The following is a 17846-nucleotide window of genomic DNA, read 5'->3' on the forward strand; positions in this document are numbered from 1 at the left end:
CGCCCGCAGCGTGCGGCGAAAACGCAGGGCAAGGATCTGAGGGACAGGGCGTCGCACCGAGGACGGACACCCCCCGGCGCGGCCCCGACCCCACCACCGAACGGCTGGCGCTACACCAGCCACCCACCCACCGAAACGGGCCGCCGCAGGCATCAGGGGCGCGGGGAACTGCGCGAACACCCCCACCGGCCCGCAGGTGGAAACGATGCCGCAGGCACACACAAGGGGCGCGGGGAACTGCGCGACCAGCCCCCACCGGCCCGCGGTGAACAACGAAACCCCAGGCACCCCCACAGGGGCGCGGGGAACTGCGCGCCAAGCCCCCACCGGGCCGCGGTGAACAACGAAACCGCACGCACCCCGAAAGGGGCGCGGGGAACTGCGCGACCAGCCCCCACCGGCCCGCAGGTGAAAACGATGGCCCCGCCAAACAAAGGGGCGCGGGGAACTGCGCAGAGCGGCGTCACCGGCACCCCGGTGAAAGGGGCCGCGGGGAACTGCGCGAACGCCCCCACCGGCCCGCAGGTGGAAAGGATGGCCCCGCCGAACAAAGGGCCGCGGGGAACTGCGCAGGGCGGCGTCACCGGCGCGCCGGTGGCAGAGGGGCGCGGGGAACTGCGCACAAGGGCGTCACCGGCGCGGTGGGGACACGTAGCGCTGCAAGCGGGCCGGTTTGAGGCCTGCGGCCTCCACGTCGCGCAGCAGGCGTGCCGTGCGCTCACGGAGAGGGAGGCCCGTCGTCTCGTCGGTGTCGATCGTGACGATGTCACCCGGCCGCAGCGCCCTCTCGCCGTGCGCGTAGCGCAGCGCGCCCGTGTCGTCCACGGACACCCGCCACAGGATCAGCGCGCTGATGCCGCAGTCCCCCGCCGCCCGCAGCGTCGTCGCGTCGTACGTGCCGTAGGGCGGGCGGAACAGCCGGGGCCGGACGCCGAAGCGGGCGTGGAGTTTCTCCTGCTGGCCGCAGATCTCGGCGCGTTGCCCGGCGTACGGCAGCCCGCGCAGGGCGGTGTGGTCGAGGGTGTGGTTCTCCAGCGTCGCCCCGACCGCCCGCAGCCGCGCGAAGTGGCCGTACCCCGGCCCGAGCACGCTGTCGGTGAGGAAGAGGACGACGGGCAGGCGCTGCCGGCGGACCATGTCCACGAACCGCGGGTCGCGTTCCACCCCGTCGTCGTAGGTGAGGAAGACGACCCGGTCCCGGGTCGGCACCCGGTCCAGGACCGGTACCCGCGCCGGCGGTGCCCCGCCCTTGCCTCCTTCCTGGGCCCCCTCCGGTCCCACCCGTTCCGCCGCTTTCCTGCCCAGTCTCTCGATCGGGTCGAGTGGCTGCCCGCAGCCCGTCAGCGGCATCAGCGCGACGGCCGCCGCCAGAGCGGCCGTCAGCCCCCGCGCTCTCACAGGTAGTCCTCCAGGCGTGCCACCGCGTACCCCTTGTCGGTCACCTTCTTCAGGAACCGGCGGATCATGTCGGGCATGGTGCCCTTCCAGTCGTCCCGTCCCCGGAAGTGGGTGAGGACGATGTCGCCGGGGTGGAGGTCCTGGTCGTCCTCGCGGTACTCCCAGTGGTCGACGTAGACCTCTTCGTCCCAGAGTGGCGCGTACTTGATGCCGCAGCTCTTCGCGGCGCGCAGCGTGTCCTGGTTGTAGTTGCCGTACGGCGGCCGGAAGAGCACGGGCCGTTTGCCGTACTGCTTCTCGATGATGTCCTGCATGTCGCAGATCTCGTGCTTCTGCTCGGCGTAGGACAGGCCGGGGAGGTAGGGGTGGTGGAGGGTGTGGTTGTTGAGGGAGACGCCGGCCTTCTGCATGGTGCGGAAGTAGCCGTAGTCGTCCTTGACGAGGTAGTTGCTGAGGAACGCCGTGTAGGGGATCTTCAGGTCGCTCATCATCCGGATGAACGCCGGGTCCTTCTCCGCGCCGTCGTCGATGGTGAGGAAGACGACCTTCTGGTCGGTGGGGACGGTGGTGAAGACGGGCGGCAGGCCGAGTTCCTCGTGGTCGTCGACCTCGAAGCCGTCCCGGGTGCGGATGCGCGGCTTCTTCGCGGGCGGCGGCGGTGCGACGAGCGGCACCTTGTCCAGGCCCCAGCGCTTGGCCGCCGCGGCCCGCGCGGCCTTCTCGGCCTGCGCCCCCTTCTGCGCCTCCGCCTTCTCCTGCGCGCCCTTCGCGGCCTGTACGCCCGCTCCCGCGGCCGGTGGCGCCGATGTCGCGCCCGGCCGTCCGGAGGCGGTCCCACCGCCCTGTGCGCAGCCGGAGGCCAGCGCGGCCGCGACCAGCAGGGCCAGTCCGCCTCGCAGGCCCCGTGCACGCCCGGCGAAAACCACCCGATTTTCATCGTTTTGTACGACTGCTCGCATGGCGCCGGATCCTCGCAGCCCGACGCCCCCGTCCCGCCCCGGCCGCGCCGCGGGACGGCGCACCATCCACCGACTGGCCCACAATGACCCGGTGAACGACCTCCGTCTGCTTCTCTCCCCCGAAGGCCGCGACCTCCTCGACGAGGTCCGCGACACCGACCCCGCCGACGAACTCGCCGTGGCGACCCGGCTGCGCCGCACGCACCCGGCCGAGCTGGTGTCGGCGGCGCTCGGCCAGGCCCGGCTGCGGCAGCGGGCGGTGGCGAAGTTCGGGGCGCGGGACGCGGCGCGGATGTTCTTCACGCCGAACGGCGTCGAGCAGGCGACGCGGGCGAGCGTCGCCGCGTACCGTGCCGGTCGGTTCAAGGCGCTCGGCGTGACCTCGGTCGCCGACCTGTGCTGCGGCATCGGCGGGGACGCGATCGCGCTGGCCCGCGCCGGCATCCGGGTCCTGGCCGTCGACCGGGACCCGGTGACCGCGGCGGCGGCCCGCGCCAACGTCGAGGCCCTGGACCTGGCGGACCTCGTCGAGGTCCGGGAGGCGGACGTCACTCAGGTCGACACGTCCGCGTACGACGCCGTGTTCGCCGATCCCGCCCGGCGCGGCGGACGTGGCCGCATCTTCGACCCGGAGGCGTACTCGCCGCCGCTGTCCTGGGCGGTGGAGGCGGCCCGGCAGCGCCCGTACGCCGCGCTCAAGGTGGCGCCGGGCATCCCGCACGAGGTGCTGCCCGACGACGCGGAGGCCGAATGGATCTCGGACGGCGGGGACGTGAAGGAGGCGGTGCTGTGGTTCGGCACGGCCGGCGCCCGCGACGGGCACACGCGCGTGCGCGCCACGCTGCTGCCCGGCCCGCACACCCTGGCCGGGCGCGGGCTGCCCGACCCGCCGGTGCGCCCGGTGGGCCGCTATCTGTACGAGCCGGACGGTGCCGTCATCCGCGCCCATCTGGTCGCCGAGGTGGCCGAGCGGGTGGACGGCGGGCTGCTGGACGCGACCATCGCGTACGTCACCTCGGACGCCCTGCGTCCGACGCCGTACGCGCACGCGTACGAGATCACCGACCGGCTGCCGTTCAACGTGAAGAAGCTGAAGGCGCTGCTGCGGGAGCGGGAGGTGGGCGTCCTCACCGTGAAGAAGCGGGGGTCGGCCGTCGAACCGGAGGAGCTGCGCCGCAAGGTGCTGCCGAAGCAGCACGGCCCGCACGCGGTGACGGTGTTCCTCACGCGCGTGGACGGCGCCCCGACGATGCTCCTCGGTCACCCGGTCGCGGACTGAGCCGCCTTGGGGCAGGCGGCCGTGGGCTCAGCGGCCGCCGCGTGCCCTGCGCAGCAGCAGGTTCCGTTCCCGCTCGGGGAGCGGCTGGATCGACACGGGCGCCGGACTTTTTTCCGGGGTTTCTCCGGCGTCCCGGCCCTGCCCGGCGCGGCGGGTCAGTCCGTCTTCGCGGGCTCCGCCGTGCTGGCGCGCACCACCAGGCTGGTGGCCAGCTCCACCCGTGTCGCCACCGGTGTGTCGTCGGCGCGGCCCAGTTCGAGGACGAGTCGTGCCGCGGCCTCGGCCATCTCGGTCAGCGGCTGCCGTACGGTCGTCAGCGGCGGGCCCACCCAGCGGGCCACCGGCAGATCGTCGAAGCCGACGACGCTGAGGTCCTCGGGGATGCGCAGCCCCAGTTCGCGTGCGGCCTCGTACAGGCCGAGTGCCTGGAGGTCGTTGCCGGCGAAGACGGCGGTGGGCCGGTCGGGCAGGCTCAGCAGTTCCTTGCCGAGGCGGTAGCCGGCGTCGTGGTGGAAGTCGCCGGTGCGCAGCAGGTCGGGGTCGACGGGCAGGCCGGCGGTCTCCAGGGCGGCGCGGTAGCCGTCGACGCGGGCCCGGCTGCACAGCATCCGCTGCGGGCCGCTGATCGCGGCGATCCTGCGATGGCCGAGGTCGACGAGGTGCCGGGTGGCGGCGAGTCCGCCCTGCCAGTTGGTGGCGCCGATGGACGGCACGTCGGCTCCGGGGTCGCCGGCCGGGTCCATCACCACGAACGGGATGGAGCGACTGGTCAGCAGCGCCCGCTGGGACTCGTCGAGGTCGGACAGGACGAGGATGACGCCGTGCGGGCGGCGCGCGGCGACCTGGTCGGCCCAGGTGCGGCCGGGGGTGAGCCGGCCCGCGCTCTCGCTGAGGACGACGCTGAGGCCGGCGTCGCGGGCCACGTTCTCCACGCCCCGGATGACCTCCATCGCCCAGGCGCTCTCCAGTTCGTGGAAGACGAGGTCGATCAGCGGGGAGCGGCTGGCCTCGGCGCGGCGGCGCCGGTAGCCGTGGGCCCGCAGCAGCTCTTCGACACGGCTGCGGGTGGACGGGGCGACATCGGCACGGCCGTTGAGGACCTTCGAAACAGTCGGGGCCGATACGCCTGCCTCACGGGCGATCTCGGCGAGGGTGGCGGTCTGGCTGGACCGCCCCCGGTGCGGGGTTTCGGCGGAGTCCGGAGCTGTCATGGCGGCGATCGTATCCTCGGCTCGCCGCCGCTCCCACCCCCTGGAACGCATCGAGGTGCCGGAAGATTCGGCAGGGTGGCCGAAATATTCGACTTACGCACCTCGAAATGGGTCGGCTCGCCCGGAGTCGTAGGCCCCCGCAGCCGGGCCCGCCCGACGCCGACGGCCCTCCCCGATCCGACGGCCCTCCCCGCTACGACGGCCCGACTCCGGCGACGGGGTCCGCCCCGGCACCGCACGCCCGGAAGCCGCGTCAGCCGCGACGCCGTCCGCCCCGGCACTTTCCGCCCAGGAAGCCCCTTCCACCCCGACGCCCGGGATGCGGCGTCCGCGCCCGTGTGGGCTGCTAGGCCGGCTCCGCCGTCTCCACCGATTCGAACCGCCACCGGTGCACCGCCCGTGTCACCAGTTCCGGTTCGGGGTCGGGCAGTTCGGGGAGTTCGGCGTCGTACGGGGCGTCCCACCAGGTGATGACGAGGACCCGGTCCTGCGGGGCGCGGAAGGTCTCCCGGCGCAGCGGCTCGGCCGCCAACTGCCGCGCCCGCGCCCATTCCAGCAGTTCGGCGCCCCGGCCCTCGGCGGCCCGTGCCTCCCACATCAGCGCGACCGTCACGAGTACAGGTTCTCCTTGCTGATCTCGTGCACATGGTCGTGGTCGTGCCCGGGGACGTGGGTGTCCGTCACGGGCAGGGAGGAGTCTGCGGACAGGTCCCAGCCGGAGGCGGCCCGGTTGCGGGCGACCATCTCCGCGCCGAGCGCGGCGACCATCGCGCCGTTGTCGGTGCACAGCTTGGGCCGGGGGACGCGCAGCCGGATGCCGGCCTTCTCGCAGCGTTCCTCCGCGAGGGCGCGCAGCCGCGAGTTGGCGGCGACGCCGCCGCCGATCATCAGGTGGTCGACGCCTTCGTCCTTGCAGGCGCGGACGGCCTTGCGGGTGAGCACGTCCACGACGGCCTCCTGGAAGGAGGCGGCGACGTCGCGCACCGGGACCTCCTCGCCGGCGGCGCGCTTGGCCTCGATCCAGCGGGCGACGGCGGTCTTCAGTCCGGAGAAGGAGAAGTCGTACGCCGGGTCGCGCGGGCCGGTCAGACCGCGCGGGAAGGCGATCGCCTCGGGGTCGCCCTCACGTGCGTACCGGTCGATGACGGGACCGCCGGGGAAGCCCAGGTTCAGCACGCGGGCGATCTTGTCGAAGGCCTCGCCGGCCGCGTCGTCGATGGTGGCGCCCATGGGTCGGACGTCGGAGGTGATGTCGGCGGACAGCAGCAGCGAGGAGTGGCCGCCGGAGACCAGCAGCGCCATGGTCGGCTCGGGCAGGGGCCCGTGTTCGAGCTGGTCGACGCAGATGTGGGAGGCGAGGTGGTTGACGCCGTACAGGGGCTTGCCGAGCGCGTACGCGTACGCCTTGGCCGCCGACACGCCGACGAGGAGGGCGCCCGCGAGGCCGGGCCCGGCGGTGACGGCGATGCCGTCGAGGTCCTTGGCGCTGACCCCGGCTTCCTTCAGCGCGCGGTCGATGGTCGGGACCATCGCCTCCAGGTGGGCGCGGGAGGCGACTTCGGGGACGACGCCGCCGAAGCGGGCGTGCTCGTCGACGCTGGAGGCGACGGCGTCGGCGAGCAGGGTGGTGCCGCGGACGATGCCGACGCCGGTCTCGTCGCAGGAGGTCTCGATTCCGAGGACGAGGGGTTCGTCAGCCATTGATGTCGGTTCCTTGTACGGAGGTCGAGGGGTCGGTCAGGCGCATCACCAGGGCGTCCACGTTGCCGGGCTGGTAGTAGCCGCGCCGGACGCCGATGACTTCGAAGCCGAAACGCTCGTACAGCTTCTGCGCGCGGGTGTTGTCGACGCGGCATTCGAGGAGCACTTCGGAGCATTCGAAGGCGGTCGCCGCCTTCAGCAGGTCGGTGAGGAGCCGGGCGCCGAGGCCGGTGCCCCAGTGGTCGCGGGCGACGGCGATGGTCTGTACGTCGGCCTGGTCGCCGGAGGAGGCGAGGCCCGCGTAGCCGACGATGCGGTCGCCGTGTTCGGCAACGACGTAGCGGCGGGTCGCGTCGGGGCCTCGGGAGTGCGCCAGTTCGGACCAGAACATCCCGCGCGACCAGGCGTCCTCGGGGAACAGTTCGCGTTCGAGTTCCAGGACGGGGTCGATGTCCCACCAGCGCATCTCGCGCAGCACGGTGCCGGTCACTTCGGGGTGACCACCTTGTAGTTCTTGGGGACCTGGGCGTCGGGCCGGCGCAGGTACAGCGGCCTGGGCGCGGGCAGTTCCTCGCCGGCGGCGAGCCGCTCGGCGGCCAGCCGGGCGAGGGCGGCGGCGGAGACGTGCTCGGGCTCGTGGGCCTGCGGGAAGGTGTCCGGGTAGAGCAGCGCGCCCGCGCCGACGGCGGGCAGGCCCGCGACCTGCTCGGCGATGTCGGCGGGCCGGTCCACGGAGGGGCCGTTCAGGCGGGTTCGGGAGTCGGCATACGTCGCCCAGTAGACCTCTTTGCGGCGGGCGTCGGTCGCCACGACGAACGGGCCCCGCTCGATGTCGGCGGCGTAGGCGAGGGCGTCCAGGGTGCACACGCCGTACACGGGGACGCCGAGGGCGAGGCCGAAGGTGTCGGCGGTCATCAGGCCGACCCGCAGCCCGGTGTAGGGGCCGGGTCCGGTGCCGACGACGACGGCGGTGACGGCGTCCAGTCTCAGGCCGGCCTCGGCGAGCACGCGGTCCACGGCCGGCAGCAGCAGCTCGCCGTGCCGGCGGGCGTCCACCTGGCTCGTGGAGGCGATGACGTCCGTGCCGTCGTGCAGGGCGACGGTGACGGCGGGGGTGGCGGTATCCAGAGCGAGCAAGAGCACGCAAACAGCCTACGGCGCCGCGGGGTCCGTGTCGGACGGGCCGGTCACGGGGGTCCCGGCTGCTACGGTCGGCGCGGGACCCGTCGCCGTGGCCGGGCGCGCCGCGACGGCCGGGCCCGGCACGACGTACGACGCGAAGCCAGAGGTGGGCAACGGTGGCAAGCAGCAGCTCCGGGATCGTGGCCGGGCTCACCGCGGCGGCCCTCGTCACGGTCGGTGTCCTCGCCTGGCAGGCCGGTACGAACGTGCCCGCGGAGCTGGCGGGCAAGCCGGTGCCGAGCGCCTCCGCCGCGTCCAAGGCACCCCGCGACCGGAACAACCCGACGGCGCTGCCGGCCGGTTCGGGCAGCGGGGAGCGGGTGGTGTACTCGGTGGACGACGACCGGGTCTGGCTGGTCGGCGAGGGCGACAAAGTGCGGCGCACCTTCCGGGTGACGCCCGGCACGGTGGATCCGTGGCCCGGCGAGTATCACGTCACGTCCCGCTCCAACCAGGTCACCGGCAGCGACGGCGCCCCCGTCGAGCACGTCGTACGGTTCGCGAACGTCGAGGGCGTGGCCATCGGTTTCAGCGTGGCCGTCGGGTCCGCGCCCCCGCAGACGCAGGCGGCACCGCGTACGGGCGGTATCCGTGAGTCGCGGGAGGACGGCGACGCGATGTGGCAGTTCGCGACGATCGGACGGAAAGTCGTCGTGATCCGCTGAGCGGGCGGCGCGCCGCCCGAACGGCTGCCGTCATCGCTGAGCGGCCCGCACCTCGGCCGCGAGGCCGCCGTCATCCGCCGGTCGCGTGCCTCACCGGCCGACAGCATGTGCGGTGCGGTGTGCGCTCAGGCAGCCCTCGGGTGCCCTGTGCGGCCGTGGGGGGTGCCGGGGCGGCGGGCGGTGTCGGTGCGCGGTGCGCCGGTGAGGTGCGGGCCGGTGCCCGGGTCGGGGGTCCGGGGCGGCAGCGATACGGCGTCCGCCGCCGCGCACGAGGCCAGCAGGTCCCGCATGGACACACCGGTGAGCGCGTACGGGCGGTGCGGCTGGGGCTGGTCGGTGACCGGCATGGACGCCTCCTGAGACTCGGGGGCGGACGTACTTAGGTAGACCTAACTACGAGCGCACCTCCATGTGACCACGCCGGACATGCCGGGCGCAATATTTTCCCGACAGCCTGTCGGAACGCCGGTGTCGAGGCGGACGGGATGAACCGGAGGCAGGCCGCCGGGACGATCCGCCGGGCCGCCCCGGCGCGGAACGGCCCGACGCGGCAGCCCGTCCCGCCGTACGACGCCCGAGCCCCGCGCAGGGGAGCCCGTCCCGCCGTACGACATCCGGGCCCGGCCCCGCTCCCCAGCGAGGCGTCCCTCAGGCCGACAGCGCCGACAGTCCCGCCGCCGCCCACCTCTCCCCCAGGCCGGTCAGGGTGACCTGGCGCACCTCGTCGGTGGTGTCGCCGACGGCGCGGTGGATGACGACCTGGAGCCGGTCCTCGGTCAGCTCCTCGACCTTGCCCTCGCCCCACTCCACGACCACCACGGACTCCGGCAGCGACACGTCCAGGTCCAGGTCCTCCATCTCGTCCAGCCCGCCGGACAGCCGGTAGGCGTCGACGTGGACGAGGGGCGGCCCGTCGTTCAGGGACGGGTGGACGCGCGCGATGACGAACGTCGGGGAGGTGACCGCGCCCCGTACACCGAGGCCTTCGCCGAGGCCACGGGTGAGGGTGGTCTTGCCGGCGCCGAGTTCCCCGCTGAGCATCACCAGGTCGCCGGCGCGCAGCAGCCCGGCGAGTCTGCGGCCCAGCTCCCGCATCTGGTCGGGCGAGGTGACGGTGAGCTGGATCTCAGCCTCGGGGTGCGGTGCTGCTGGTGCTTCCATAGCCACCCACCGTAGCCCCTGAGGGGACGGCTCCCGCGCGGGTGAGCAGGTCGGCGAGGCGGTCGGTGACGACCTCCGGGTGTTCCAGCATGACGAGGTGGCCGGCGTCCGGGACGAGGACGAGTTCGGCGTCCGGCAGCAGATCGGCGATGGCCTCGCTGTGCTCGCTGGGGGTGACGAGGTCGCCGACCCCGGCGAGGACCAGGACCGGCATGTCCCGGAAGCAGGCCAGCGCCTCCGTCTTGTCGTGGTCGGTGAAGGCCGGGTAGAACTCGGCGACCACGTCGATGGGCGTGCCCTCGATCATCCGCTCCGCGAACCGGGCGACGGCCGGGTCGACGTCCCGCTGAGCGAACGAGTACCGCTTGATGATCCCGGCGAACAGGTCGGCGGTGGCGCGGCGCCCCTTCTCCACCAGCTCGGCCTGCCGGCCCAGCGCGCTGAGCACGCCCGGCAGGATGCGGCGGACGGCGTTGACACCGGCGACGGGCAGGCCGAAGTCGACCTCGCCGAGCCGCCCGGAGGACGTACCGACGAAGGCGGTGGCGACGACCCGGTCACGGATCAGCTCGGGATGCTCGGCGGCCAGCGCCATCACCGTCATCCCGCCCATGGAGTGCCCGACCAGGACGATCGGGCCCTCCGGCACGGCCGCGTCGATGACGGCCTTCAGGTCGCGGCCGAGCTGGTCGATGGAGACCGGCGCCCGGTCCTGCACCTGGGCGACACCGCGCCCGGAGCGGCCGTGGCTGCGCTGGTCCCAGTACACGGTGCGGACGACGCCGCGCAGAGCGGCGCGCTGGAAGTGCCAGGAGTCCTGGTTGAGGCAGTAGCCGTGGCTGAAGACGACGGTGACGGGCAGCGGCGCCTTGCGGCCGAACAAGCGGCGTCTGCGGGGCGCGGTCCCGCCCTCCGGCTCGACGTCGTCGACCTCGTAGTACAGCTCGGTGCCGTCGTCGGCGTACGCCCGTCCGGGGGTGCCGCGCAGCGCGCCGTACGGTCCGGCGGAGTCCAGGGCGAGCCGGGCCTTGCGGCGCATGCCGCGGCCCACCGTCATCCGCTCGATGGCGACACCGGCCGCGGCGCCCGCCGCTATCACGCCTATGGCGGCACCGGCGAGCCCCGTCGCCCTGCGCCAGCCGCCGGGCGCCGCCGCGACGGAGGCGACGGCCGCGGCCGTGACGGCCTCCGCACTGCTCTCGCTCACGTACCGCTCCTCTTCGACGTCCTGCCGGCCGTACCGCCCCGAATGCGGTTACCCGATTCGTTCGTGCTTCATCCAACGGGCCGCGGGGCAACGGGCCGCGGGGTCACGGGGTCACGGGGTCACCCGGCCCGCGGTCCGTCCTCGCCGTTGTCGGTATAGACGCGGGGGACGCGCGATCCGATGCGCGTGACGATCTCGTACGCGATGGTGCCCGCGGCCTGCGCCCAGTCCTCGGCGGTGGGCTCCCCTCGGTCACCCGGCCCGAACAGCACGGCCTGCGTGCCCGGCCCGGGTTCGTCGCCGCCGAGGTCCACCACGAACTGGTCCATGGCGATCCGCCCGGCGACGGTACGCCACTTGCCGTCGACGAGGACGGGCGCCGTGCCGGAGGCGTGCCGCGGGACGCCGTCGCCGTAGCCGACGGGGACGAGGCCGAGGGTGGTCTCGCCGGCGGTGACGTAGTGGTGGCCGTACGAGACGCCGTGGCCGCCGGGCACATGCTTGACCAGGGCGAGGGACGCGGACAGCGTCATCACCGGGCGCAGCCCGAAGTCGGCGGGGGTGCCGAGGTCGGGGCTGGGCGACAGGCCGTACATGGCGATGCCGGGGCGGACCAGGTCGAAGTGGGTCTCGGGCAGGGTCAGCGCGGCCGGCGAGTTGGCGATGTGCCGCACCTCGGGGCGCACGCCCTGCTGCTCGGCGTACGCCGTCATCTCGCGGAAGACGGCGAGCTGGGCGGCGATCGAGGGGTGCCCGGGCTCGTCGGCGCACGCGAAGTGCGACCACACTCCGGTGACGGTGAGCAGCCCCTCCTCCTGGGCGCGCAGGGCCTCGGCGACGAGGTCGGACCAGTCGCCGGGCTGGCAGCCGTTGCGGCCGAGACCGGTGTCGGCCTTCAGCTGCACGCGCGCGGGGCGGGCGGCGCCACGGGCGGCGGCGGTCAGCTCGCGCAGCGCCCACAGGCCGCTGACGGAGATGTCGATGCCGGCGTCGATGGCCTCGCGCCAGGGGCCGCCCGGTGTCCACAGCCAGCACATGACGCGTACGTCGTCGGGGACGCCCGCGTCCGCCCGTACCGCGAGGGCCTCCTCGGGGGTGGCGGTGCCGACCCAGCCGGCGCCGGCCTCGATCGCGGCGCGGGCGCACGGGAGCGCGCCGTGACCGTATGCGTCGGCCTTCACGACGGCCATGAAGGCCGCGCCGGGCGTACGGGCGCGCAGGGTGCGCACGTTGGCCCGGAGGGCGGCCAGGTCGATCTCGGCGCGGGCCCGCAGCGGGGCGGTCGGCCGGCTTGCTGTCTCACTCATCGCGCCCCCAGTCTCTCAGAGGCCCCCGCCCTTACCGCCGTGACGCCCGCCTCTCGTGCCGTCAGCCCGCCCGGCTCACGTCCCGCCACGCCTGCGGAATCCCGTCGGCCACGTTCTGGGCCGACACCGGCGCGCCGTGGGCCGTGAGCCGGCCGGCGAGGCCGTGGAGGTAGGCCGCGCAGCTCCCCGCGTCCACCGCGGTCAGCCCCGCCGCGAGCAGGGACCCGGCGAGCCCGGACAGCACGTCGCCGCTCCCGGCGGTGGCCAGCCACGGCGTCCCGGTGGCGTTGACCCGCACCGCTCCCCGCCCCCCGGCGGGGGCGACCAGCGTCGTCGAGCCCTTCAGCAGCACCGCGGCCCCGTACCGCGCCGCGAGTTCCCGCACCGCCGTGAGCCGCGCCGACTCGACCTCCTCGCGGTCCACCCCGAGCAGCGCCGCCGCCTCCCCCGCGTGCGGCGTCAGCAGTGTCGGCGCCGTACGCGCGCGTACCGCCGCCGGTTCCGCGAGCCGCAGCCCGTCGGCGTCGATCAGCACGGGCACCTCCTCGCGTACGACCTCCGCCACGGTCGCCGCGTCGTCCCCGGCGCCGGGCCCGGTCACCCAGGCCTGCACACGCCCCGCCTTCCGCGGCCCGCGGTCGCTCACCAGCGTCTCCGGGTAGCGGGCGATCACCGCGTCCTTGGCGGGGCCGACGTACCGCACGGCCCCCGCCCCGCCGCGCAGCGCCCCCGACACGGCGAGGACGGCCGCGCCGGGGTAGCGCGCGGACCCGGCGGCGATGCCGACGACGCCCCGCCGGTACTTGTCGCACTCCGCACCCGGCGCCGGCAGCAGCCGCGCCACGTCCGCGTGCTGCGGCGCCTCCAGTTCGGGTGTCCTGTGCCGCAGCGCCAGCCCGATGTCGACGAGCCGTACCGTCCCGGCGAACTCCCGCGCCGGGTCGACGAGCAGCGCCGGTTTGTGCGTGCCGAACGTGACGGTGAGGTCGGCGCGCACGGCCGCGCCCCGCACCTCGCCGGTGTCCGCGTCGACGCCGCTGGGCAGGTCCACGGCGACGACGGCGGCCCGTGCCCGCCGCGCGGCGGCGGCCAGCGGCACGGCCTCGGCGCGCAGCCCGCCCTTGCCGCCGATGCCGACGATCCCGTCGACGACGAGGTCGGCCCGCTCGACGGCGGCCTCCCCCTGCCCGGCGTCGGTGACGGTCCCGCCGGCCCGCCGCAGCGCCGCGAGGCCGCCCGCGTGGGCCCGGTCCGGGTTCAGCAGAACGGCCGTCACTCCGGCGCCGCGCCGCGCGAGCCGGGCCCCGGCGTACAGGGCGTCGCCGCCGTTGTCGCCGCTGCCGACGAGCAGCACGATCCGGCTGCCGTAGACCCGGCCGAGCAGTCCGGCGCAGGCGGCGGCGAGCCCGGCGGCGGCCCGTTGCATCAGCGCGCCCTCGGGGAGCCGCGCCATCAGTTCCCGTTCGGCTGTCCTGACCGTCTCGACGGTGTATGCGGTACGCATGCCGTCGAGTCTGCCGTCAGCCCTCGGCGATCACCACCGCCGAGGCGACCCCGGCGTCATGACTGAGCGACACGTGCCAGGACCGCACGCCGAGTTCGGCGGCCCGCGCGGCGACCGTGCCGGTGACCCGCAGCCGGGGCCGCCCGCTGTCCTCGACGTACACCTCGGCGTCGGTCCAGTGCAGCCCGCCGGGCGCGCCGAGTGCCTTGGCGAGCGCCTCCTTCGCGGCGAACCGTGCGGCGAGCGAGGCGATGCCGCGCCGCTCGCCGCTGGGCAGCAGCAACTCGCGCTCCACGAACAGCCGCCGCGCCAGCTGCGGCGTCCGCTCCAGCGACTCCCCGAACCGGGAGATCTCGGCCACGTCGATCCCGACGCCGATGATGCTCATGGCGAGCACCCTATGGTCTGCACGGCCGGACGCGGCCGTCGGCCGACAGTGCTCGAAACCCACCGGCCGACGCCCACAGCCGCGAAGGCAGATCGCCCGCCCGGAACGGGCATTTCAGCACAGTGGCATGCAAACCCAACCCGACCATCTCTTCTCCAGCACGGAGGGAATCTCCAAACCCGCCACAGGAAAGGGTTTCCCGAGGACAGATCACGACCAGATCGAGACGGGCGTCAGCAACTCCGGACGGACACAGTGGTGGGCTGTTCGACCGATCGAGCGACACGCACACCGGAGCAGATCTTGAAAAACGGCTCGCCGCGCAGCGGCTGGCAGTGCCGCTCTCGCGGCTTTCGCCAGGTTCGCGCTTGTTCAGGCCGGCCCCGCTTCCGCGGCCGCTTCCCCACAGATGATCCACACCCCGAACAAGTCCCTGTGTCTCACACCGTACGGGGCAGCACCTCGAACGGCGCCGTCATCGGGCGGTGGACGTGTGACGAGGACAACTACGCCCAGCACTGGTACCGGGACACCGCGGGGCGGCTGCGCAACAGAACGCGGTCATGGGCTCATTCCACCGTCACGGACTTGGCGAGGTTCCGCGGCTGGTCCACCTCGTTGCCGCGGGCCGTCGCCAGCTCGCAGGCGAACACCTGCAAGGGCACGGTGGCCACCAGCGGCTGCAACAGCACCGGTGTGACGGGAATCCGGATCAGATGGTCGGCGTACGGCTCCACGGCCTCGTCGCCCTCCTCGGCGATGACGATGGTGCGCGCGCCGCGAGCCCGGATCTCCTGGATGTTGGAGACGATCTTGTCGTGCAGGACGGAACGCCCGCGCGGCGACGGCACCACGACCACCACCGGCAGATCCTCCTCGATCAGCGCGATCGGCCCGTGCTTCAGCTCGCCCGCCGCGAAGCCCTCGGCGTGCATGTACGCCAGCTCCTTCAGCTTGAGCGCGCCTTCCAGGGCCACCGGGTACCCGACATGGCGGCCGAGAAAGAGCACGGTGTTCTTGCCGGCGAGGGAACGCGCCAGCTCCCGCACCGGCTCCATGGTCTCCAGCACCTGCTCGACCTCACCGGAGATCTGCGCCAGGTCCCGGATGACGGCGCGGATCTCGTCGCCCCACTTGGTGCCGCGCACCTGCCCCAGGTACAGCGCGACCAGATAGCAGGCGACGAGCTGGGTGAGGAACGCCTTGGTGGAGGCGACCGCGACCTCCGGCCCGGCGTGCGTGTACAGCACGGCGTCGGACTCGCGCGGGATGGTCGAACCGTTGGTGTTGCAGATCGCCAGCACCTTCGCGCCCTGCTCGCGGGCGTGCCGCAGCGCCATCAGCGTGTCCATCGTCTCGCCGGACTGCGAGATGGCGATGACCAGGGTCTGCTGGTCGAGGATCGGGTCGCGGTAGCGGAACTCGCTGGCCAGCTCCACCTCGCAGGGGACGCGGGTCCAGTGCTCGATGGCGTACTTGGCGATCAGCCCGGCGTGGAAGGCCGTACCGCAGGCGACGATGACGACCTTGTCGACCTCGCGCAGCACCTCGGGCGCGATACGCACCTCGTCGAGGGTGAGCGAGCCGGAGGCGTCGATCCGGCCGCGCAGGGTGTCGGCGACCGCCTTGGGCTGCTCGGCGATCTCCTTGAGCATGAAGTAGTCGTAGCCGCCCTTCTCGGCGGCCGAGGCGTCCCAGTCGACGTGGTACGACCGCACCTCGGCGGGGCTGCCGTCGAACCCGGTCACGGTGACGCCGTCCCGGCGCAGCTCCACCACCTGGTCCTGGCCCAGCTCGATCGCGGACCGCGTGTGCGCGATGAACGCGGCGACGTCCGAGGCGAGGAAGGCCTCGCCCTCGCCGACGCCCACCACCAGCGGCGAGTTGCGCCGCGCGCCGACGACCACGTCCGGCTCGTCGGCATGCACCGCGACCAGTGTGAACGCGCCCTCCAGCCGTCGGCACACCAGCCGCATCGCCTCCGCGAGGTCGGCGGTGGCGGAGAACTCCTCCGCGAGCAGATGGGCGACGACCTCGGTGTCGGTCTCGGAGGCCAGCTCGTGCCCGCGTTCGGCCAGCTCGGCACGGAGGGAGGCGAAGTTCTCGATGATGCCGTTGTGCACGACGGCCACGCGCCCGGCGTTGTCGAGGTGCGGATGGGCGTTGGCGTCGGTCGGCCCGCCGTGCGTGGCCCACCGGGTGTGTCCGATGCCGGTCGTGCCCGTCGGCAGCGGACGCTCGGTCAGCTCCTTCTCCAGGTTGACGAGCTTGCCGGCCTTCTTCGCGGCGGCCAGTCCGCCGTCCGCGAGCACGGCGACGCCCGCCGAGTCGTATCCCCGGTACTCCAGCCGCTTCAGCCCGGCCGTCACGACCTCGAGCGCCGACTGGGACCCCACATAACCCACGATTCCGCACATGCGCGGCAGCCTACGGCCCGGCGCCCGCCGGAAAAGCCCTTCGCGTGCCCGAATTCGGAAATTCCCACGGCGATACGAATGCCGCCGTACGAGACGAACCGCATCCAGCGGGGTCCTGACGGCCAGACAAGGGCGGACGGCAGCCGTCCATTTCGTACCGGAACACCCGGTCCGCCCCTGCCGTGCGGCCACGCCCCGCAGCCCTCCCGGGAGCCGTCAGCGGCGGATCCGCCTGCGCAGTTCCGGCGTCTCCAGGCCGAACTTGGCCGTGTTCAGCCACCGTCGCATGGCCGTGGCCATCGGGCGCTCGACGAGCCGGTGCACGACGTAGGAGAACACCACCAGGGAGGCGGCCGTGACGCCGACCAGGAGCCACGGGTTCGAGGTGTCGCGGTAGTGGTGCAGGACGGTGAGCCCGACGACGTCGTGCAGCAGGTACAGAGGGAAGGTCATCGTCCCGGCGACGCTCAGCCAGCGCCAGCGGATGCGGCTGGTCCAGCCGAGCGCGATGGCGGCGATCATCACGAAGAAGAGGGTGATCACCAGGACGAGCCAGCCGCGCCAGGGCGCCCAGGTCTCCCAGTTGTTGCGCCCGCCGTGGGGTGCCAGCAGAAAGTGCAGGGCCAGCAGCCACGACATGACGACGATGCCCCACAGCAGCGGCGTCGACCGGTACCGGTGCATCAGGTAGAAGGCCATACCTGCGATGAAGTAGGGGGCCGAGGTGGGGTTGACGAGCACCGTCAGCAGGGGCAGGTGGGCGGCGGGCGCGAGAACCGCGGCGACCGTCCACACGCCGCAGAAGATCACCACGCGCTGGTAGGTCAGCCCCTTCCAGACGACGACCGCGAAGGTGAGGTAGAAGCACAGCTCCGGCCAGAGCGTCCAGTACACCGCGTCGAGGTTGTCCACCCCGAGGGGCCTCTGCAGCATGGTGAGGTTCGCGAAGATCACGCGGGGGTTCGGCCGGCCGAACGGACTGCCGACCAGATAGATCACGCACGCCGACACGGCAATCCCGATCCAGTACATCGGGTAGAGCCGGGTGACCCGCGAGATGAAGAAGTGCCGCGGGCTGCGCCCCCAGGCACTCATGCAGATGACGAAGCCGCTGATCAGGAAGAACAGTTCCACGCCCAGCCGCCCGTAGGCGAAGTAGGCGTGCCATTCGGGGAAGACCTCCTGATACGGGCGCCCCCAGACCTGCTCCATCACCTGCGGTGTCTGCCCGACGAAGTGGAACAGGACGACAGCCACGGCCGCGAAGAACCGGAGCCCGTCGAGCGCCGCCAGTCGCTGACCATGACCACCGGCACCTTCCCGGGACTTCGGCACCTGAGCGATCGCAGCGGCATGCGCCTCCTCACTCTCGCGCAGAGCGCGAGTGTCGGTCAGTCCTCTGTCGTCGGTCTGGGTCATGCGTCCCCCGTTCGGTGTCGACTGCGGCTTGACTGTAAGGCACAACGA

Annotated in this window: 17 protein-coding genes; 2 read left to right on the forward strand and 15 right to left on the reverse strand. The window is 73.2% G+C overall.

What is annotated here, in order from left to right; all coding sequences use genetic code 11:
- Window positions 1-630 precede the first annotated feature (630 nt).
- A complete protein-coding gene (locus MTQ10_RS01035; RefSeq protein WP_247461223.1) occupies window positions 631-1398 on the reverse strand; it encodes a polysaccharide deacetylase family protein in 768 nt (255 codons plus the stop codon).
- A complete protein-coding gene (locus tag MTQ10_RS01040; RefSeq protein ID WP_247461226.1) occupies window positions 1395-2357 on the reverse strand; it encodes a polysaccharide deacetylase family protein in 963 nt (320 codons plus the stop codon). The genes MTQ10_RS01035 and MTQ10_RS01040 overlap by 4 nt, the downstream gene beginning before the upstream one ends.
- 91 nt (window positions 2358-2448) lie before the next feature.
- Here MTQ10_RS01040 and MTQ10_RS01045 point away from each other — a divergent pair, with 91 nt between their 5' ends.
- Entirely contained in the window at window positions 2449-3636 is a 1188-nt protein-coding gene (locus tag MTQ10_RS01045; protein ID WP_247461228.1) for a THUMP-like domain-containing protein, read from the forward strand.
- A 155-nt stretch (window positions 3637-3791) separates the two neighbouring features.
- Here the strand turns inward: MTQ10_RS01045 and MTQ10_RS01050 are convergent, their stop codons facing one another.
- The 5 genes from MTQ10_RS01050 to tsaB form a co-directional block, all read right to left on the reverse strand.
- Window positions 3792-4847 carry a LacI family DNA-binding transcriptional regulator gene (locus MTQ10_RS01050; RefSeq protein WP_247461230.1) on the reverse strand — a complete coding sequence of 352 codons (1056 nt, stop codon included), beginning with the start codon at window positions 4845-4847 and terminating at the stop codon, window positions 3792-3794.
- 346 nt (window positions 4848-5193) lie between these two features.
- Window positions 5194-5460, reverse strand: a complete 267-nt coding sequence (locus MTQ10_RS01055) for a hypothetical protein (protein ID WP_247461232.1) — start codon at window positions 5458-5460, stop codon at window positions 5194-5196.
- Window positions 5457-6548 carry a tRNA (adenosine(37)-N6)-threonylcarbamoyltransferase complex transferase subunit TsaD gene (gene tsaD / locus MTQ10_RS01060; RefSeq protein ID WP_247461234.1) on the reverse strand — a complete coding sequence of 364 codons (1092 nt, stop codon included), beginning with the start codon at window positions 6546-6548 and terminating at the stop codon, window positions 5457-5459. The genes MTQ10_RS01055 and tsaD overlap by 4 nt, the downstream gene beginning before the upstream one ends.
- Window positions 6541-7014 (reverse strand): ribosomal protein S18-alanine N-acetyltransferase, encoded by a 474-nt coding sequence (gene rimI / locus MTQ10_RS01065; protein ID WP_247461324.1) that lies wholly within the window; start codon window positions 7012-7014, stop codon window positions 6541-6543. The genes tsaD and rimI overlap by 8 nt, the downstream gene beginning before the upstream one ends.
- 20 nt (window positions 7015-7034) lie before the next feature.
- Window positions 7035-7691: a tRNA (adenosine(37)-N6)-threonylcarbamoyltransferase complex dimerization subunit type 1 TsaB gene (tsaB, locus tag MTQ10_RS01070; RefSeq protein ID WP_247461235.1), complete on the reverse strand. Its 657-nt coding sequence runs from the start codon at window positions 7689-7691 to the stop codon at window positions 7035-7037.
- 155 nt (window positions 7692-7846) lie between these two features.
- Here tsaB and MTQ10_RS01075 point away from each other — a divergent pair, with 155 nt between their 5' ends.
- Window positions 7847-8395 carry a hypothetical protein gene (locus MTQ10_RS01075; RefSeq protein ID WP_247461237.1) on the forward strand — a complete coding sequence of 183 codons (549 nt, stop codon included), beginning with the start codon at window positions 7847-7849 and terminating at the stop codon, window positions 8393-8395.
- A gap of 125 nt (window positions 8396-8520) precedes the next feature.
- Here the strand turns inward: MTQ10_RS01075 and MTQ10_RS01080 are convergent, their stop codons facing one another.
- From MTQ10_RS01080 to MTQ10_RS01115, 8 genes are all read right to left on the reverse strand, one after another.
- The gene (locus MTQ10_RS01080; protein WP_247461239.1) at window positions 8521-8742 is read right to left on the reverse strand and encodes a hypothetical protein; all 222 of its coding nucleotides are present in this window, start codon (window positions 8740-8742) and stop codon (window positions 8521-8523) included.
- A gap of 301 nt (window positions 8743-9043) precedes the next feature.
- Entirely contained in the window at window positions 9044-9556 is a 513-nt protein-coding gene (gene tsaE / locus MTQ10_RS01085) for a tRNA (adenosine(37)-N6)-threonylcarbamoyltransferase complex ATPase subunit type 1 TsaE (protein ID WP_247461241.1), read from the reverse strand.
- Window positions 9522-10763, reverse strand: coding sequence for an alpha/beta fold hydrolase (locus MTQ10_RS01090; protein WP_247461243.1), 1242 nt, complete (start codon window positions 10761-10763; stop codon window positions 9522-9524). The genes tsaE and MTQ10_RS01090 overlap by 35 nt, the downstream gene beginning before the upstream one ends.
- A gap of 119 nt (window positions 10764-10882) precedes the next feature.
- Entirely contained in the window at window positions 10883-12070 is a 1188-nt protein-coding gene (gene alr / locus MTQ10_RS01095) for an alanine racemase (protein WP_247461245.1), read from the reverse strand.
- 61 nt (window positions 12071-12131) lie between these two features.
- On the reverse strand, window positions 12132-13574 hold the full coding sequence (locus MTQ10_RS01100) for an NAD(P)H-hydrate dehydratase (protein WP_247461247.1): 1443 nt from the start codon (window positions 13572-13574) through the stop codon (window positions 12132-12134).
- A 16-nt stretch (window positions 13575-13590) separates the two neighbouring features.
- The gene (locus MTQ10_RS01105) at window positions 13591-13962 is read right to left on the reverse strand and encodes a holo-ACP synthase (protein ID WP_247461249.1); all 372 of its coding nucleotides are present in this window, start codon (window positions 13960-13962) and stop codon (window positions 13591-13593) included.
- 569 nt (window positions 13963-14531) lie between these two features.
- Window positions 14532-16379 carry a glutamine--fructose-6-phosphate transaminase (isomerizing) gene (glmS, locus tag MTQ10_RS01110; RefSeq protein ID WP_247461252.1) on the reverse strand — a complete coding sequence of 616 codons (1848 nt, stop codon included), beginning with the start codon at window positions 16377-16379 and terminating at the stop codon, window positions 14532-14534.
- A 216-nt stretch (window positions 16380-16595) separates the two neighbouring features.
- Entirely contained in the window at window positions 16596-17798 is a 1203-nt protein-coding gene (locus tag MTQ10_RS01115; RefSeq protein WP_247461254.1) for an acyltransferase family protein, read from the reverse strand.
- Between the last annotated feature and the right edge of the window lie 48 nt (window positions 17799-17846).

The sequence above is a fragment of the Streptomyces sp. XM83C genome (assembly GCF_023072675.1).
GTDB classification, from domain to species: domain Bacteria; phylum Actinomycetota; class Actinomycetes; order Streptomycetales; family Streptomycetaceae; genus Streptomyces; species Streptomyces thermocoprophilus.

Coding starts and splice junctions, on each gene's coding strand:
- MTQ10_RS01040 (WP_247461226.1), bottom strand. CDS start 2,357: ATGCGAGCAGTCGTACAAAACGATGAAAATCGGGTGGTTTTCGCCGGG.
- MTQ10_RS01050 (WP_247461230.1), bottom strand. CDS start 4,847: ATGACAGCTCCGGACTCCGCCGAAACCCCGCACCGGGGGCGGTCCAGC.
- tsaD (WP_247461234.1), bottom strand. CDS start 6,548: ATGGCTGACGAACCCCTCGTCCTCGGAATCGAGACCTCCTGCGACGAG.
- rimI (WP_247461324.1), bottom strand. CDS start 7,014: ATGCGCTGGTGGGACATCGACCCCGTCCTGGAACTCGAACGCGAACTG.
- MTQ10_RS01080 (WP_247461239.1), bottom strand. CDS start 8,742: ATGCCGGTCACCGACCAGCCCCAGCCGCACCGCCCGTACGCGCTCACC.
- tsaE (WP_247461241.1), bottom strand. CDS start 9,556: ATGGAAGCACCAGCAGCACCGCACCCCGAGGCTGAGATCCAGCTCACC.
- alr (WP_247461245.1), bottom strand. CDS start 12,070: ATGAGTGAGACAGCAAGCCGGCCGACCGCCCCGCTGCGGGCCCGCGCC.
- MTQ10_RS01100 (WP_247461247.1), bottom strand. CDS start 13,574: ATGCGTACCGCATACACCGTCGAGACGGTCAGGACAGCCGAACGGGAA.
- MTQ10_RS01105 (WP_247461249.1), bottom strand. CDS start 13,962: ATGAGCATCATCGGCGTCGGGATCGACGTGGCCGAGATCTCCCGGTTC.
- glmS (WP_247461252.1), bottom strand. CDS start 16,379: ATGTGCGGAATCGTGGGTTATGTGGGGTCCCAGTCGGCGCTCGAGGTC.
- MTQ10_RS01115 (WP_247461254.1), bottom strand. CDS start 17,798: ATGACCCAGACCGACGACAGAGGACTGACCGACACTCGCGCTCTGCGC.